We start from the raw sequence: 16,816 nt of genomic DNA on the forward strand, positions 1-16,816 counted from the left end.
ACGGCACCCCGCAGCACGGAGAACCTCGAAGGAGGCAACGGTGTTCGAACTCAGGTCAGAGGCTGAAATGCGGTTGTACTCGGAGAAGCGAGCCAGAGAACTCGCCCTGGAAAGGGGTGGTGAAGAGGGTGACGAGAACACCGGCGACACCCGGGTGACGCCTCCGGACGGCGAGGAGGGGACCGCCGAGACGACCGCCACCACGGCGGAGCAAGCCGGGTGACATCCGTGGTGACCTGCTGATTCCACGGTTCCGTTGGCGCCGGAGGCCGCGAGCGGACAGGGGGAGCGGGAGGCGCCGGAGCGCCGCGTGGCGGACGTTGCCGGACGGAGCAGGAAGAGGAGCAGAAGGCGTGTCAAGAAGCGCAAAGGGAGCGCCGCCGTGAACGGGTCGCGCATACGACAACCTCCGGGCGCCGGTGCAACCGACCGGGTGACGGGTCATCTGTGGTCGTGGCACTGCCGGTCGCACTGAGGGCCTGGGGCGGCACGTCCGTACGGCCTTGAATGCCTGCTCAGGGCTCTCTTGCCGATCGACGGAAAATCATCGATGGCGCCCCTGTTTACCTGGAACTTGTTGTTGCATGACCAGCTCTTGGTTAATCTGCTCCTGAAAGTGATCAGGTGTTGACGGTCAGTGCCGACCGACCTCTACCTGACACTCTCTTCCCTGCAGGGGAACCTCGAGAGCGCGTCTTCCCCTGTCTCGTCCGGACAGGTGCGTACACGCATGCAGTCGCTGGCAACGGCACAGGACCACGCACAGGCCGGGGGCGCGCCGCACGACGCGGCACAAGCCCCCGGCACAGCCCGCTGACGCGTTGTGCCACCGTCGCCGGCCGGAGCTTCGCAGGCAGAGGCCGGCAGGACACACGTCAACGTAACCAACACCCGGGAGAGTACCCGTGAATCACCCCAGTCGGCTACGCGCTGCGATAGCCGAAAACGGCACGACCCCGCTCATCGGCGTCTTCGACATGTTCTCGGCGTCGGTGGCGGCCCAGCACTACGACGGCATCTTCGTCTCCGGCTTCGGCTTCGCCGCCTCCCACTACGGACTGCCGGACATCGGGTTCATCGCCTGGCCCGACATCGTCAACTTCGTGCAGCGGCTGCGCCTGGCCTTCCCCAGGCAGCACCTGCTGGTGGACATCGACGACGGATACGTCGATCCCGAGACCGCCTGCCACGTCGTGCAGCACCTGGAGGCGATCGGCGCCTCCGGGGTGATCCTGGAGGACCAGAAGCGGCCGCGGCGCTGCGGACACGTGGACGGCAAGCAGGTGCTCCCGCTGGAGGAGTATCTGGAGAAGCTGACCATGGTGCTGGAGTCGCGCCGCGACCTGGTGGTGGTGGCCCGTACCGACGCCACCGAGGAGGACGAGATCCTGCGCCGCGCCAAGGCGCTGGCCTCGACCAACGCGGACGTGATCCTCGTGGACGGCGTGCGCAGTGTGGACTGGATCCGCAAGGTGCGGGCGGTCATCGGTGACAAGCCGCTGCTCTTCAACCAGATCGCGGGCGGCAAGTCACCGCGGCTGTCCCTGCCCGAGCTGTCCGAGCTGGGCGTGAACGTCGCCATCTACAGCACCCCGTGCCTGTTCGCGGCCCAGACCGCGATCGACAGGGCGCTGACCGAGCTGAAGGGCGCGGACGGCCGGCTTCCGGAGCACACCCCGCAGAGCGTGGGCGTCCCGGAGTCCCTGGCCCTGCTGGAGAAGAACATCAGCCGGCACCACGACCGGGCTCCCGCCGAGGCCGTCGTCGGCTGACGGCCGCGCACCTCGCTGACACGGGCGGGGCTCCGGCCGAGCCGCCAAGGCCCCGGGGCCCCGCCCTTCCGCGGTATGACGCGCGCCGGTCCCGCGGCGCGGCGCGGAGGGGCGCGGGGGTGAGACGTCGATCAGCCCGTGCCCTGGTTCCCCATGTCCCCGGCTCATGTCCCGTCCTCCCCGGAAGGCCGGCTCTGTCGATGTCCCCTCTCACCGCCCCGCACAGTCTGCTGCGCCGCATCGACTGGTACGTCGTGGCGCTGCTCGCCACGGTCGGTCTGGCGGCGCTCGTCCCGGCCCGCGGCGCACCGGCCGACGTGCTCGACACCGCCACCAAGGTGGCGGTGGGGCTGCTGTTCTTCCTCTACGGCGCCCGGCTCTCCCGCGAGACGGCGCTGGCCGGACTGCGGCACTGGCGCCTGCACGTGCCGATCATGCTGTTCACGTTCGCGGTCTTCCCCCTGCTCGGCCTGGCCGCCGGCCTGCTGCCGACGGCCCTGCTCGGCAGCGAGTCGGCCACCGGGGTGCTCTTCCTGTGCCTGCTGCCGTCCACGGTGCAGTCGTCCGTGGCCTTTGTGTCGATCTCGCGCGGCAACGTGGCCGCCGCGATCTGCTCGGCGTCCTTCTCCAACATGCTCGGAGTGCTCCTCACCCCGGCCCTGGCCGCACTGCTGCTGCGGGACGGCGACGGTGCCGTCCACTTCTCCGCCGAGCGCGTGATCGACATCGTCGTCCAGCTGCTTCTGCCCTTCCTCGCCGGGCAGATGGTGCGCCGCTGGATCTCGAACTGGATCTCCCGGCACAAACTGCTCACCACCCTCACCGACCGTGGCTCGATCCTGCTGGTGGTCTACGCCGCGTTCAGCGAGGGCATGAACGAGGGCATCTGGAGCCGGGTCTCCACCCCGCGCCTGCTGTTCCTGGTGGCGCTCTGCGGGGTGCTGCTGGCACTGGTGCTGGGGCTTGCCGAGCGGTCCGCCCGGTGGCTCGGCTTCCCTCGCGAGGACCGGATGACCGTGGTGTTCTGCGCCGCCACCAAGAGCCTGGCCAGCGGCCTCCCGATCGCCACGGTGCTGTTCGCCGAGGCCGAGGTGAGCCTGATCGTGCTGCCGCTGATGCTGTACCACACCATGCAGTTGATGACCTGTGCCGCGCTCGCCCGACGCTGGTCCCGCGCCCGCGCCGCCGACCAGGCGGACGGTACCCCGGAGCCCGCGTCCGATACCCCGCGGCACGCCCCCGGCCTGCGGCGATGACGGCGGGTGCCGGCCGGCACGGACATCACCGGGCGGCACTTCCGGTGAACAGCGTGACGGGCGCTCCCGGCGGCGGGGCCGGACAGCGGGCGCCCGCTGTCCGGTGGTGCTCGCCGACGGCATCGACGAGCCGTCCAGTGCTCTGACGGCTGAGCGCCCGGCGCGCCCGGCGTGCCCTGCTCCAGGCGCCCTCACGGCTCATCCCCCTTCCTTCCGGACGGGCGCGCCGCTCACCAGCGGTGACGCCGTCCGGTCGCGCGGAGTTCCCGGTGTGTCGTGACGGGCACACAGTGCCTTGACTGGCTGATTGACTCCATATGACTCGACTTGTTGTATGGATGTTCGACGCTGTTCGGCACTCACGGAGGGGTGGGATGGGCAGCACGAGGCAGAACACGGTCGGCATCATTCTGGCCGGCGGACGGGGGGAGCGGGCGCAGCCCGTGACGTTGGAGTCCGCCGATTACGTACGGAGCAAGGCCCTGATCCCGCTCGCCGGTCGACGGCTCGTCGAGTGGGTCGTGGACATCTGCAGGGAACAGGGCATCCGGCGTTTCTACGTGGTGGCCCAGGGGCTGGAGAACCGCAACCAGATCCAGCTGCTGCTCGGGCACGGGGAGCGCTACGGCGTGGAGATCCAGTACTCGCGCCCCCGGCTCGACCGGTACAACGTCGGGTCGGGCGCGGCGACACTGCACAACCTGGAGCAGTGGGACCTTGACGAGCAGGCGCTCGTGCTGCCCGTCGACTCGGTCTTCGACTTCTCGCTCGACGAGATGGCGGCCACCCAGCGCGACACCGGTGCCGTGGTGACGGTGGCCTCGGTGGAGCGGGCACCGAGGGAGGTCGCCGGCAAGTACGGCGTCATGCGCTCCGACGGCGCCCGGATCCTCGGCTTCGTCGAGAAGCCCGGACTGGAGCGGCTCCACCGGGTCTTCCCCGGTGCCGAGCGGGTGCGCACCAGCGCCGGCATGTATCTGGTGGACTGCGCCCGGATCCGGGTCATCGCCCGGGAGCCGGAGTTGCTGCGGATGGCCGGGCAGCGCCTGGACTGGGGGCTGCACCTGCTGCCCTGGCTGGTCGACAGGGGATACCCCGTCGCCGCACACACCATCGCGGCCCTCGGCGACCTCGGCACCGTCGACGACTACCTGACCGCCGTCGGCGACGTGCTGGGCGGTGGCTATGCCACCCTCAACGGCCTGCTGGGCGAGCCCACCAGCCGTTCGCCGCGGTACTGGATCCACGAGAGCAGCCTCTACGCGAAGGACTCCGCCACCGGGACCACGCTCGCTCAGAAGATCGAGGACGGTGTGGTCACCATCGGCTCCGGGGTGCGGATCGGCCAGCACGTCGAGATCGGGCCGGGTGTGCACCTCTCGCACGCGGACATCGGCGACAGCGTCGACCTGCACGAGGGCGCCAGCCTGCACCGGGTGATCGTCGGCCACGGCGCCGTCGTCGGGCCGTTCGCACAGATCACCGACACCTACCTCGGCCCCATGTCCGAGGTGGACTCGGCACGCGGCCGGCCCGCCCGTCTGGAGGGCAACACCGCCCTCGGCGACGGCGCCCGGCTCAGCGCCGGCGTGCGTCTCGCCGGCATCAGCGTGCACCCCAGGCTGCGGGTGCCGGCGCTCTCCGGCGTCCCGAACGGCACCCGTCTGACCGAGCCCGCCGACGTACTGCGCTGGGTCTGACCCGGCGACGGTGAACCAGGAGGAAGCGATGGACGGACCGACCGTGGTGATCGGCGGCACCGGCCGCACGGGCCGGCTGCTCGCCCGCCGTCTCACCGACCGTGGCGAACGGGTACGCGTGGTGGGCCGGCGTCCCGAACCGGGGCGCCATGTCCCGCCCGAGGCCGAGTACCACCAGGGCGACGTGCGCGACGCGCGCTCCCTGGCCGCGCCGCTGCGCGACTGTGCCGCCGTCGTGTTCTGCGTCGAGCCCGGCACCGAGGACGACGGGCCGAACTCCCCGCGCGCCACGGTGTACGAGGGCGTGCGCAGCGTGCTCGACCTGGCCGGCGCCCAGGCGGCACAGCCCCGCTTCGTGCTGGTCAGCCAGATCTACGTGACCCGCGGGGACCACCCGATGAACTCCTACGGACACCTGCTCGACTGGCGGCTGCGCGGCGAGGACGCCGTGCGTGCCAGCGGCCTCGACGCCACCGTGGTCCGCCCGAGCTGGCTGACCGATGTGCCCGGACACGCCAACAGGGTGCGCCTGGAACAGGGCGACCGCGGCGAGGGCCGGGTCAGCCGGCACGACGTCGCGGAGGCCTGTCTGTACGCCCTCCGCGACGACGAGGCCGTGGGCAAGACCTTCGAGATCTACAACGAGTCGGGCGCGCCCCAGCGCGGTGCCGACGAGTGGCGGACCCTGTTCGCCGCTCTGCGCCCCGACCCGCTGCCGGTGCCCTGACCCGCTCCGGTGCCCGCAACCGCCACCGGTGCCCAGCACCGCCACTCCCGCACCGTCATCGGTGCCCAGCACCGCCACTCCCGCACCGTCATCGGTGCCCAGCACCGCCACTCCCGCACCGTCATCGGTGCCCAGCACCGTCACCCCCGCACCGTCATCGGTGCCCCGCACCGCCACCGCCACCGGCGCGCCCATACCGTCGCCAGCGCCCCGACCGCCACCACTGTCCCGCACCATCACCGGCGCCCCGACCAGCGCCGGTGCCCCGCTCACCCGCCCCCGATGTGCGCACCCCCTGCGCTGATCAGGATGTGATGACATGCCTGGCGAGAGCCCTGCCCACCAGCGGCAGGTCCTTGGCGCCGACGAGTCCGTCGTGACCAGAGGCCGTCCCCAGCCCCTGGGCACCACCGTCGACGACGACGGCATCAACTTCTCGGTGTTCTCCGAGCACGCCACCCGGGTCGACCTGCTGCTCTTCGACCGCTGCGACGACCCGGAACCGGCCCGCGTCATCTCTCTCGACCCCGTGGCCAACCGCAGCTTCCACTTCTGGCACTGCCATGTCCGCGGCCTGCGTGCGGGCCAGGTCTACGCCTACCGGATGGACGGGCCGGTGGACACCCACGGCATCGGCACGCGCTTCAACCACAAGAAGGTGCTGCTCGACCCCTACGCCTGCGCCAACGTCAACTCGGTGTGGGACAGGGTGATGGCCACCAGCGCCGAGGACAACGTCGCCTGCTCGATGCGCTCGCTCGTCGTCGACCTCGACGACTACGACTGGGAGGGCGACACCCCACTGCACACCCCCATGGCCGACACCGTCCTCTACGAGATGCACGTGGGGGGCTTCACCTCCTCGCCCACCTCGGGGGTGGCCAGCCCCGGCACCTTCTCCGGGGTCGTGGAGAAGATCCCGTACCTCAGGGAACTCGGCATCACCGCCGTCGAGCTGATGCCCGTCTTCGACTTCGACGAGCACCACGTGCTGCGCACCCTCGGCGACGGCACCCGGCTGCCCAACTACTGGGGATACGACCCCTACGGCTTCTTCGCCCCGCACACCGGCTACTGCACGTCGCCCCACCTGGCCACCCACATCACCGAGTTCCGCGACATGGTCAAGGCGCTGCACAGGGCCGGCATCGAGGTCATCCTCGACGTGGTCTACAACCACACCAGCGAGGGCAACGAGTTCGGGCCCACCATCAGCTTCCGCGGCCAGGCCAACGAGGCGTACTACCACCTGTGGCCGGAGAACCGCGCCCACTACATGGACTTCACGGGGTGCGGCAACTCCATCAACGCCAACCACCCGATGGCCACCAAGCTGATCCTGGAGTCCCTGGAGTACTGGGTGCGCGAGCATCACGTCGACGGGTTCCGCTTCGATCTGGCGTCCGAGCTGGCCCGCGGTCCCATGGGGCGCACTCTGGACGTGCCGCCGGTGCTGTGGGGGATCGAGCTGTCCACCACCCTCGCCGAGACGAAGATCATCGCCGAGCCGTGGGACGGCGGCGGCCTGTACCAGGTCGGCCGTTTTCCCGGAAAGCGCTGGGCGCAGTGGAACGGCCCCTACCGCGACGACGTGCGGCGCTTCGTACGCGGCGACGCGGGCGTGATCGGAGAGGTGGCCAAGCGACTCGGCGGATCCGACGACCTCTACGGGCCGCAGGGGGAAGTGCCCACCAACAGCATCAACTTCGTCACCTGCCACGACGGGTTCACCCTCAACGACCTCGTCAGCTACAACGAGAAGCACAACGAGGCGAACGGCGAGTGCAACGCCGACGGCGCGGCCGAGAACTTCAGCTGGAACTGCGGCGTCGAGGGACCCACCGACGATCCCGAGGTGGACCGCCTGCGGCTCCGCCAGATCAAGAACTTCGCCGCCATCCTGATGCTCAGCCGGGGTGTGCCGATGTTCCTGGCCGGCGACGAGTTCCGCAACAGCCAGGGCGGCAACAACAACGCCTACTGCCAGGACAACCAGACGTCCTGGCTGGACTGGGAGCAGGCCGAGAAGGCGCGCGACCTGCGCGGCTACTTCCAGGGGGTCCTCGCGCTGCGCAAGCGGTTCCGGACCTTCCGCGCCAACCGGTTCTTCTCCGCCGAGACCAATGCCCGGGGCGTGCCCGAGGTCGCCTGGCACGGCACCGCCCTGCACCGGCCCGGCTGGAAGGACCCGCACGCCCGCGTCCTCGCGCTCACCCTGGCCGGCGACGAGCAGGACCCCGACCTCCACCTGATCCTCAACATGTACCACCTGGGCCTCGACTTCGAGTTGCCCGAGATCGCGGGGCACCGCTGGGCCCGCGTCCTCGACACCGCTCACGCCAGCCCCGACGACGTGCTGGCCCCGGGGGAGGAGCGGCCCGTCGACGGCACCGTCTACCACGCCCAGGGCCGCAGTGTCGTACTCCTGGCCGCCCTGCCCGACGATGGGGAGACCATCCGATGAGCTCACCCGCAGGCACCCGGCGCACCGACTCCGACCTGGTCGCCGGGTACGTCACCGCATACTCGCCGTCCCAGGACCACTTCGGCCTGCGCACCTCGGACGGCAGGGAGTTCACCGTGCACCTCGCGGAGAACGTGATCTCCCGGATCGTGCGCAACCTCGGCGACGGCTATCGCGACACCACCGGCGCCACCCGGGACATGCTCGCCGAGGGCCGCTTCGTCTTCGTGCACGGCATCTTCTACCGCTGGGACGGCAACGAGCGCTTCGAGGCCAAGGAACTCACCTTCCCCGAGGAGAGCCGCGGCCACTACGTCTTCGAACGGCCCGGCTGGTGGATCCAGCAGGCCGTCCAGGTGGCCGACTTCTACCTGCGCGGCCACTTCCCCGACGGCACATACGACTGGCGCAACTTCCGCACCAAGCTCACCCTCTCCGGCACCCATCTGCCGGACTTCGCCGACCAGGACATCAGGCAGGAGACCGACACCATCTCGCGCCTCGTCTACGGGCTGGCCACCGCCTACCTGCTCACCGGCGAGGACCGCTTCCTCGAGGCCGCCGAGTCGGGCACCGCGTACCTGCGCGAGCACATGCGGGTCACCGACGACCGCGAGGGCTTCACCTACTGGTACCACGCCATCGACATCACCCCGACCGGGCAGCGCAAGGTGTTCGCCTCGGAGTTCGGCGACGACTACGACGCCATCCCCATGTACGAGCAGATCTACGCGCTCGCCGGCCCCACCCAGACCTACCGGATCACCGGCGACCGCCGGATCCTCGAGGACATCGACCGCACCCTCGTGCTGTTCGACCGCTACTTCCGGGACGACCGGCACGGCGGCTTCTTCTCGCACATCGACCCGGTCACCCTCGACCCGCGCGCCGACTCGCTCGGCGGCAACCGGGCCCGCAAGAACTGGAACTCCATCGGCGACCACGCACCCGCCTACCTCATCAACGCCTACCTGGCGACCGGCCGGGAGGACCTGGCCGCGCTGCTCGAGGAAACCGCGGACTGCATCGTCACGCACCTGCCCGACGAGCCCGCGAGCCCGTTCGTGCAGGAGCGCTTCCACGAGGACTGGAGCCACGACAAGACCTGGGGCTGGCAGCAGAACCGGGCCGTCGTCGGGCACAACCTCAAGATCGCCTGGAACCTGACGCGGATCAACTCCCTGCGGCCCAAGGAGGGCTACACGCGCACGGCCGAGCGGATCGCCGAGATCATGCCCGCCGTCGGCAGCGACCAACTGCGCGGCGGCTGGTACGACGTCGTCGAGCGCACCCCCGACCCGGACTCCGGAATCCACCGGCTCGTCTGGCACGACCGCAAGGCGTGGTGGCAGCAGGAGCAGGCCATCCTCGCCTACCTGATCCTGGCCGGCACCACCAGCGACCCCGAGCACCGCAGGCTCGCCCGCGAGGCGGCGGCGTTCCACAACGCCTTCTTCCTCGACTACGACGACGGCGGCGTCTACTTCAACGTGCTCGCCAACGGCATCCCGTACCTGCTGGGCACCGAGCGGCTCAAGGGCAGCCACTCCATGGCCGGCTACCACTCCATGGAGCTGTGCTACCTGGCCGCCGCCTACATCGGCCTGCTGCTCACCGAGGAACCCCTCACCCTGCACTTCCGGCCCAACCCCGGCGACCTGCCCGGCCGGGTGCTGCACGTGGCCCCCGACCTGCTGCCGCCCGGCAGCGTCGAGCTCAGCCGGGTCTGGGTGAACGGCGCGCCGCACGAGGACTTCGACGCGCGCCTGCTCACCGTCCGGCTGCCCGAGCACGACGAACCCGTGCGGGTGCGGGCCGAGATCTCGCCGACCCGTATGAAACTGCGGGCGCGCAGCGAGTACGACGGCGAGGTCGCCCGGGTCAGGCTGCGCGGCGCCATCGACCTGTCGGAGCTGGAGAAGTTCCGCCATGTCGTCAGCGAGGCCCTGGAGCCCGCGCCGAGCCGCGTCGAACTCGACCTGTGCGAGGTCACCGAGATCTGCCGCCCGGCCATCAACGAACTCCTCTTCCAGCGCGCCAAGATGGGCCTGGACACCGACTTCGTGATCGTGGGGTGCGCGCTGCCCGACGTCACCAGGGCCCTGCTGGCCACCGACGCCTTCGTCCTGGAGGACCCGCAGCCTGCGCCGTGACGGCGCCGCCCATCCCCGCCCATCCCCGCCTGGAACCCACCGGGGGGCCGACCGGCCCGCTCCGTACGCCGACACCACCGAACCGGGAGTACGCATGAGCCCGACGGACATCACCACGACCGAAGCCACCAGGGCGGTCGCGCAGCGCTGGTTCACCGCCCTGACCGGCGGCGACTTCGAGACCGCGCTCGACTGCCTCGCCGACGACGTCGAGTGGATCAACTACGACATCGTGCCCGGCTACAACGACGACATGAAGTGGATCGGCACCGTGCACGGCCGCGAGGCGGTCCTCGCCAGCCTCACGGTGTTCACCGGGGACGTCGACGTCGTCTCCGAGCAACTGGTGCGCCTGAGCGTCGACGGCACCGAGGCCGCGGGTGTGATCCACGAGCAGTCCGTGGTCAAGGCCACCGGGCAGCCGTTCGACATCGAGTTCATCCAGTGGCTCACCGTCCGCGACGGCAGGATCGTCCGCTGGAAGTCCTACACCGACCCGTCCCGCATCGTGCGCGCCCTGCGCGGCGAGGCCCCCGCCGAGGAGGCCGCATGAGCGGCGCGCTGATCGCCGCGGTCAACGCCCGGGACACCGCTGCCGCAGCGGAGCTGCTCGCGGCCGGTGCCGACCCCAACACCCGCGACACGGCGAGCGGACTGAGCGTTCTGATGGCCGCCGCCGGCCGCGGTGACGCCGCCACGGTCGAGGTCCTGCTGAAGGCCGGCGCCGATCCGCTCACCGCCGACAGCCGCGCCGGCGCCACCGCCCTGCACAAGGCATGCCAGAGCGGCAGCCTGGAGGTGGCCCGCGCCCTGGTGGAGGCCGGTGCGTTCGTGGACGCCGTGGCGCCCACCACCGGGCACACCCCGTTGATGGACGCCCTGTGGTACAAGCGCCCGGAGCTGGTCGAGTACTTCCTCGAGCAGGGCGCGGGGCTGGAACTCAGCACGCACTACGGCTTCACCCTCCAGCAGCACTTCGACTACGAGCTCCAGGTCAACACCAGGGGCAAGGACCTGCTGCAGCGCGCCGACGGACTGCTCAAGCGGCGGCGCGCACAGGACGGCGCCGCCGTCGAGGCCCAGCGCCTGATGGCCGCGGTCACCGCCGGGGACACCGCCGGCGCCCGGGCGGCGCTCGCCGCGGGTGCCGCCCCCGACGAGCGCTTCCCGCACCTGAACGGCTTCAACGACGCCCACACACCGCTCCTGGTGGCGTCGCGCGACGGACACACCCAGATCGTCGAGGTGCTCCTCGGCGCGGGCGCCGACGTCAACGCCATCGAGCCCTGCTTCGGCGCCGTACCGCTGCACAAGGCGGTCTACAACGGCCACGCCGACATCACCCGGCTCCTGGTCGCCCACCCGGGCGTCGACCTGGACTTCCAGGGCGCGACCAACGGCTACACGCCGCTGCACGACGCCATCTGGCATGGCTACGAGGAGTGCGTGCGGATCCTGCTGGCCGCCGGTGCCCGCACCGACCTGGCCGGGCACGACGGCAAGCTCCCGGCCGACCTCGCGGCGGACGAGTTCGGCGGGAACCACCCGCTCACCGCCGCGCTGCGCGGCGGCCGGCAGGCCACCTGAGGACCGGGCGCCGCGGTGGGCCCCCAGTCACCGCCGCCGCGCCCGGCTTCCCCGCCTCTACACAGGAGTTCGCATGCTGTTCTACGTACAGATGAAGTGGAAGCACGAGGGCCGCATCACCCTCGACGAGCTGTGGGAGATCGAACAGGACGAGGCCGAGCACGCCGCCGAGACCGTGGAGTCCGGCTTCTGCGTCGGCATCTGGAAGGTCGCCGCGCAGAAGCGCGTGATCGCCATCATCGACTCGCCCGACGCCGAGGAGCTGGACCGCACCGCCCTGGGCCGGCTGCCCATGCGCGAGTACCTGGAGTTCGAGAAGGTGTGGCCGCTCCGCGACTACCTGGGCTTCGCCGAGGACGTCAAGCAGCGCTACCGGGTCTGACCCGCCCGCCGGCGCCGCGCCCGGCCCCTGCCCGCGGTGGCCGCGGCCCACGCCCACCGCGTACCGCCCCCGGCTCCCGGGCGCTGCCCCGGCCCGTGCTCGGGCCCGCCGCGGGCCCGGCCCCGCGCGTCCGCTCATCCAAGAGGAGACTTCCGTGAGCAAGCACATCCTTCTCGTGCTCTCCGAGTACGGCTACTGGGGCGAGGAACTCGTCGGCCCCCTGGAGACGTTCGACGAGGCCGGCTACCGCGTCACCTTCGCCACGCCCACCGGCAAGCGCGCCCACGCCCTTCCGCCGAGCATGGACCCCGACTATGTCGACCCGCCGCTCGGCCGGAGCGTCACCACCCCCGAGATGGCCGCGAAGGTCCGCGCCCTGGACGCCTCCGACCGGCTCGACGACCCGCTCGACCTGTCGTCCTGGCTGCCCGAGGCGCCCTACCGCAGCGACAGCGACTGGCTGCGCAGATGGGAGGCGTACCACACGCGCCTGGCGGAGATCCGCGCCGAGATCGAGCAGACGTACGACGCGATCCTCATCGTCGGCGGCTCGGGACCCCTCGTCGATCTCGCCAACAACGCCCGGGTGCACGCGCTCGTCCTGGCGTTCCACGCGCTCGACAGGCCCGTGGGCGCCGAGTGCTACGGCGTCGCCTGCCTCGCCTTCGCCCGCGATCAGGAGAACCGCACCAGCATCATCCGCAACAAGCACGTCACCGGGCACTGCATCGAGTACGACTACAAGGACGGCACCGGGTTCCTCAACACGGACTTCGTGATCGGGCCGCCGCCGTACCCGCTGGAGTACATCCTGCGCGACGCGACCGCCCCCGACGGCGCCTACATCGGCAACTTCGGCCGCACCACGTCCGTCGTCGTCGACTACCCGTTCATCACCGGACGCTCCACGCCCGACTCCTACCTCACCGGCCAGAAGATGGTCGAGGTCCTGGAGCAGGGGCTGCGCCGGTGGGGCTTCTGAGCGGCCGCGACCAACCCTGACCAGCAAGGAGGCACCGCGATGCCCAGCAGGCCCGCACGGGTCGCCCTGCTCGAACAGCTGGCCGCCGACGGCGTGCGCCACCTGATCGGCAACCCCGGCACGGTCGAGCAGGGGTTCCTCGACGAGCTGCGCACGTTCCCCGAGATCGAATACGTCCTGACCCTGCACGAGGGGGTCGCCGTCGGAATCGCCGACGGCATCGCCCGCGCCACCCGCGCACCCGCCGTCGTCCAGCTGCACTCCGGCGTCGGCGAGGGCAACGGCATCGGCATGCTCTACCAGGCGATGCGCGGCCATGCCCCGATCGTGGTCCTGGTGGGCGAGGCCGGTCTCGCCTACGAGAACATGCAGGGTCAGATGGCCGCCGACCTGGTGGGCATGGCGCGCCCGGTCACCAAGTGGGCCACCCGGGTCGTGGAGCCCCGCTCGACCCTGCGGACGCTGCGCCGGGCCATGAAGACGGCCGCCACCCCGCCCTACGGACCGGTGCTCGTCGTGCTGCCCGCCGACGTGATGGACCGCCCCACCGACGAGCCCGCCGTGCCCACCAGCCACCTGGACACCGCCGTCGCCCCGTCCCGGGACACCGTCGCGCACGCCGCCGCGCTGCTCGCCGGGGCCGAGCGCCCCCTGGTGCTCGTCGGCGACGGTGTCCACTTCTCCGGCGCGCAGCGCGAGCTCGGGAGGCTGGCCACCACCTGGGGCGCCGAGGTGTGGGGCGCCGACGAGGCCGAGGTCAACCTGTCCTTCCTGCACCCCTGTTACCAGGGGCAGCTCGGCCATATGTTCGGCGAGCACAGCAGCCGTGTGACGGCCGCCGCCGATGCCGTCCTGATCTGTGGCACCTATGTGTTCCCCGAGGTGTATCCGGCGCTGGACGGTGTCTTCGCGCCGGGCGCGCCGGTGGTCCACGTGGACCTGGACAGCGAGGCCATCGCCAAGAACTTCCCGGTCGACCTCGGTGTCGTCGCCGACCCCAGGCTGACCCTGGGCCCACTCGCCCGGGCGCTGCGGAGCCGTATGACACCGGAGCAGCGCCGGGCGGCGGCGGCCCGCGTCGAACTCCTCGCCGTACGCAAGCGGGAGCGGACCGAGCGGGAGAAGGCCGCCGACCGGGCACGCGCCGACCGACTGCCCATGCCCGCGGCGGTGTTCTTCGAGGAACTGGGGCGCCGCCTGCCATCCGACGCCGTGGTCTTCGAGGAGGCGCTCACCAGCGAGCCCGACCTGCTGCGCCACCTGCCGCCCACCCGGCCCGGGCACTGGTTCCAGACCCGCGGCGGCTCCCTCGGCATCGGCATCCCCGGGGCCGTGGGCGCCAAGCTGGCACACCCCGGGCGCACCGTCGTCGGCGTCACCGGCGACGGCGGCAGCATGTACACCATCCAGGCGCTGTGGACCGCGGCCCGGCACGGGGTCGACGCCAAGTTCGTCATCTGCGACAACGGCGCCTACGAGCTGCTCAAGGACAACATCGAGCAGTACTGGCGCCGGCAGGACATCGCGCGCCACGACTTCCCGGCCCTGTTCGACCTGTCGCCGCAGATCGACTTCAGCGGGCTCTCGGCCTCCCTGGGCGTGCCCGCCCTGACCGTCGCCAAGCCCGACCAGGTCGCCGATGCCGTACGGACGATGCTCGCCGCCCCCGGCCCGTTCCTGATCCACCTCATGACCGGCCGCCAGGGCTGAGCACCGCCCGGCTTCCAGACAAGGAGCGCGTTCATGCGCCTGACCGGACACAAGATCGCCGTCCTGTTGGAGAACGACTTCTACGAACCCGAGATCCTCTACTACCAGCAGCGGTTCCCCGAGGAGGGCGCCGAGGTGCACTTCCTCAGCCGTCTGTGGGGCAATGACGAGCTGATGTTCCAGGGGCACGAGCACCGGATGCCCTTCACCGTCAGCGAGAGCCTTGAGGACCTGGACGACGAACGGCTCGCCGAGTACTCCGCCCTGATCGTGCCCTCCGGAATGGTCGCCGACCGGCTGCGCTACACCGAGCACCCCGATGTGCTGCCGCCGGCGACCGACCTGCTGCGCCGCGCCATGGCCGACCCCGACCTGGTCAAGGGGATCATCTGCCACGGCATGTGGCTGGCCGCACCGATCCCGGAGACCGTACGCGGGCGGCGCGCCGTGGTGCACAACAACCTCCTCGGCGACCTGCGCAACATGGGCGGCATCTACGTCGACCAGGACGTCGTGGTCGACGGCGACCTGGTCACCGCGCGCACCGGCGCGCACTGCCACCTGTTCGCGCGCACCCTCATCGAACTCACCGCGCGGCGCGCGGCCCGCACGCCCGCGGCCGCCTGACCGCCCACGACCGGGAGACAACAGTGATCCACCAACTGATCTTCGCCCACCCCAGGCCGGGCATGAGCGAACAGGACTTCCAGCGCTACTGGGTCGAGGTGCACGGTCCCCGTTACGCCGCGAAGATCCCGCAGATCCGCAAGTACTGCGTCGACACCCGCATCCCGCTGCCCGGCAGGACCGCCGGCGGCGAGGACGACCCGCTGTGGAGCGGCGTCGCCGAGATCTGGCTGGCCGACGAGGAGGAGCAGCTGGCGTCGCTGCAGACCCCCGAGTTCCTCGACGGGGCGCGCCGCGACGAGCCCAACTGGGCCGCGTTCTGGCGCACCGTCGTCCTGGACACCGACGCGCACGTCCTGCGCGCCGGCCCGGCCGGCGCCCCGCACCCGGTGAAGCTGATCGTGCTGCTCAAGCGTGCCGCCGGCAGCACCGTGGCGGAGTTCCGCGGTCGCAGCCTGGAGGCCCACGCCAAGCTCGCCCTGGAGGTGCCGGGCCTGGAGCGCTATATGCAGTGCTTCACGCGCGACGGCGCCTACGCGGTGACGGAGGCGCCGCTGGACGCGGCCCACCTGTTCTCCTTCCCCGGCGAAGAGGCGCTCCGCAGGGCCGTCGGGTCGCCGGAGTTCGAACAGGTCGAGCAGGACCTCGCCCAGTTCACCGAGCCGCGCTACCGCCACCGGCTCGCCGTCCGGGAGCACTGGCTGATCGGTTCGGAGAGCGCCCCCGTATGACCGTCGAACGGCAGCGCACCGCCCTGGTGACCGGCGGCAACCGGGGCATCGGCTGGGAGACCGGCCGGCAGCTCGCGGCCCGGGGCCACCGGGTCGTCCTGGCCGCGCGCGACGCCGCGCGCGGCCGGGAGGCCGTGGAGCGCCTGCGCGCCCAGGGCCTCACGGCCCGGGCCGAGGTGCTCGACGTCACCGAGCCCGAGAGCGTCAAGGCGTGCGCGCAGCGTCTGAAGTCCGCGGGAATCACGGTGGACATCCTGGTCAACAACGCCGGGGTTCACCCCACGGAGCCCTTCTTCTCGCTCGGCGAGAGCCGGCTGCGGCACTCCCTGGACGTCAACCTGCTGGGCGCCTTCCGCACCTGCCAGGCGTTCGTCCCGGCCATGGTCCGGCAGGGCTGGGGCCGGGTCGTCAACGTCTCCTCGGGCCTCGGGTCGCTGACCGACGGCGTCCCGGGGCCGGCCGCCTACGGCATCGCGAAGGCGTCCCTGAACGCGCTGACGCTGGCGGTCTCGGCGAGCGTCCCGCCGGACGTGAAGGTCAACGCCGTGTGCCCCGGCTGGGTGCGCACCCGCATGGGCGGCCGGGCCGCCCCGCTGACGGCGGAGCAGGGCGCCGACACCGTCGTCTGGCTGGCCGCGCTGCCCGACTCCGGCCCCACCGGCGGCTTCTTCCGGGAACGCCGGCCGATCCCCTGGTGACACCCGCCCCGGCGCCGCACCGACCGA

General features: G+C 71.2%; 15 protein-coding genes. All 15 read left to right on the forward strand.

What is annotated here, in order from left to right:
- Positions 1–40 precede the first annotated feature (40 nt).
- The 15 genes from ACSMXW_RS35065 to ACSMXW_RS35135 all read left to right on the forward strand — a co-directional run bounded on the left by ACSMXW_RS35065 (position 41) and on the right by ACSMXW_RS35135 (position 16,789).
- Complete coding sequence (locus ACSMXW_RS35065; protein WP_485802376.1) at positions 41–223, forward strand: hypothetical protein; 183 nt, start codon at positions 41–43, stop codon at positions 221–223.
- 682 nt (positions 224–905) lie between these two features.
- Positions 906–1,772 carry an isocitrate lyase/PEP mutase family protein gene (locus tag ACSMXW_RS35070; RefSeq protein ID WP_485802378.1) on the forward strand — a complete coding sequence of 289 codons (867 nt, stop codon included), beginning with the start codon at positions 906–908 and terminating at the stop codon, positions 1,770–1,772.
- Between the two features lie 200 nt (positions 1,773–1,972).
- Positions 1,973–3,028, forward strand: a complete 1,056-nt coding sequence (locus ACSMXW_RS35075) for a bile acid:sodium symporter family protein (protein ID WP_485802380.1) — start codon at positions 1,973–1,975, stop codon at positions 3,026–3,028.
- A gap of 374 nt (positions 3,029–3,402) precedes the next feature.
- On the forward strand, positions 3,403–4,728 hold the full coding sequence (locus tag ACSMXW_RS35080) for a nucleotidyltransferase family protein (RefSeq protein ID WP_485802382.1): 1,326 nt from the start codon (positions 3,403–3,405) through the stop codon (positions 4,726–4,728).
- 28 nt (positions 4,729–4,756) lie between these two features.
- Entirely contained in the window at positions 4,757–5,455 is a 699-nt protein-coding gene (locus tag ACSMXW_RS35085; RefSeq protein ID WP_485802384.1) for an SDR family oxidoreductase, read from the forward strand.
- A 319-nt stretch (positions 5,456–5,774) separates the two neighbouring features.
- Positions 5,775–7,919, forward strand: coding sequence for a glycogen debranching protein GlgX (gene glgX / locus ACSMXW_RS35090; protein ID WP_485802386.1), 2,145 nt, complete (start codon positions 5,775–5,777; stop codon positions 7,917–7,919).
- Positions 7,916–10,072 (forward strand): AGE family epimerase/isomerase, encoded by a 2,157-nt coding sequence (locus tag ACSMXW_RS35095; RefSeq protein WP_485802388.1) that lies wholly within the window; start codon positions 7,916–7,918, stop codon positions 10,070–10,072. The genes glgX and ACSMXW_RS35095 overlap by 4 nt, the downstream gene beginning before the upstream one ends.
- A 94-nt stretch (positions 10,073–10,166) precedes the next feature.
- Entirely contained in the window at positions 10,167–10,625 is a 459-nt protein-coding gene (locus tag ACSMXW_RS35100) for a nuclear transport factor 2 family protein (RefSeq protein WP_485802389.1), read from the forward strand.
- Positions 10,622–11,659: an ankyrin repeat domain-containing protein gene (locus ACSMXW_RS35105; protein WP_485802391.1), complete on the forward strand. Its 1,038-nt coding sequence runs from the start codon at positions 10,622–10,624 to the stop codon at positions 11,657–11,659. The genes ACSMXW_RS35100 and ACSMXW_RS35105 overlap by 4 nt, the downstream gene beginning before the upstream one ends.
- A gap of 73 nt (positions 11,660–11,732) precedes the next feature.
- On the forward strand, positions 11,733–12,041 hold the full coding sequence (locus tag ACSMXW_RS35110; protein ID WP_485802393.1) for a muconolactone Delta-isomerase: 309 nt from the start codon (positions 11,733–11,735) through the stop codon (positions 12,039–12,041).
- A gap of 154 nt (positions 12,042–12,195) precedes the next feature.
- On the forward strand, positions 12,196–13,023 hold the full coding sequence (locus ACSMXW_RS35115; protein WP_485802395.1) for a type 1 glutamine amidotransferase domain-containing protein: 828 nt from the start codon (positions 12,196–12,198) through the stop codon (positions 13,021–13,023).
- A gap of 39 nt (positions 13,024–13,062) precedes the next feature.
- Positions 13,063–14,733, forward strand: a complete 1,671-nt coding sequence (locus ACSMXW_RS35120; RefSeq protein ID WP_485802396.1) for a thiamine pyrophosphate-binding protein — start codon at positions 13,063–13,065, stop codon at positions 14,731–14,733.
- Between the two features lie 33 nt (positions 14,734–14,766).
- The gene (locus ACSMXW_RS35125) at positions 14,767–15,360 is read left to right on the forward strand and encodes a DJ-1/PfpI family protein (RefSeq protein ID WP_485802398.1); all 594 of its coding nucleotides are present in this window, start codon (positions 14,767–14,769) and stop codon (positions 15,358–15,360) included.
- Between the two features lie 23 nt (positions 15,361–15,383).
- Positions 15,384–16,091 (forward strand): EthD domain-containing protein, encoded by a 708-nt coding sequence (locus tag ACSMXW_RS35130; RefSeq protein ID WP_485802399.1) that lies wholly within the window; start codon positions 15,384–15,386, stop codon positions 16,089–16,091.
- Positions 16,088–16,789, forward strand: a complete 702-nt coding sequence (locus ACSMXW_RS35135) for an SDR family oxidoreductase (protein WP_485802400.1) — start codon at positions 16,088–16,090, stop codon at positions 16,787–16,789. The genes ACSMXW_RS35130 and ACSMXW_RS35135 overlap by 4 nt, the downstream gene beginning before the upstream one ends.
- Positions 16,790–16,816 lie beyond the last annotated feature (27 nt).

The organism is Streptomyces sp. DSM 116793, from assembly GCF_057320905.1.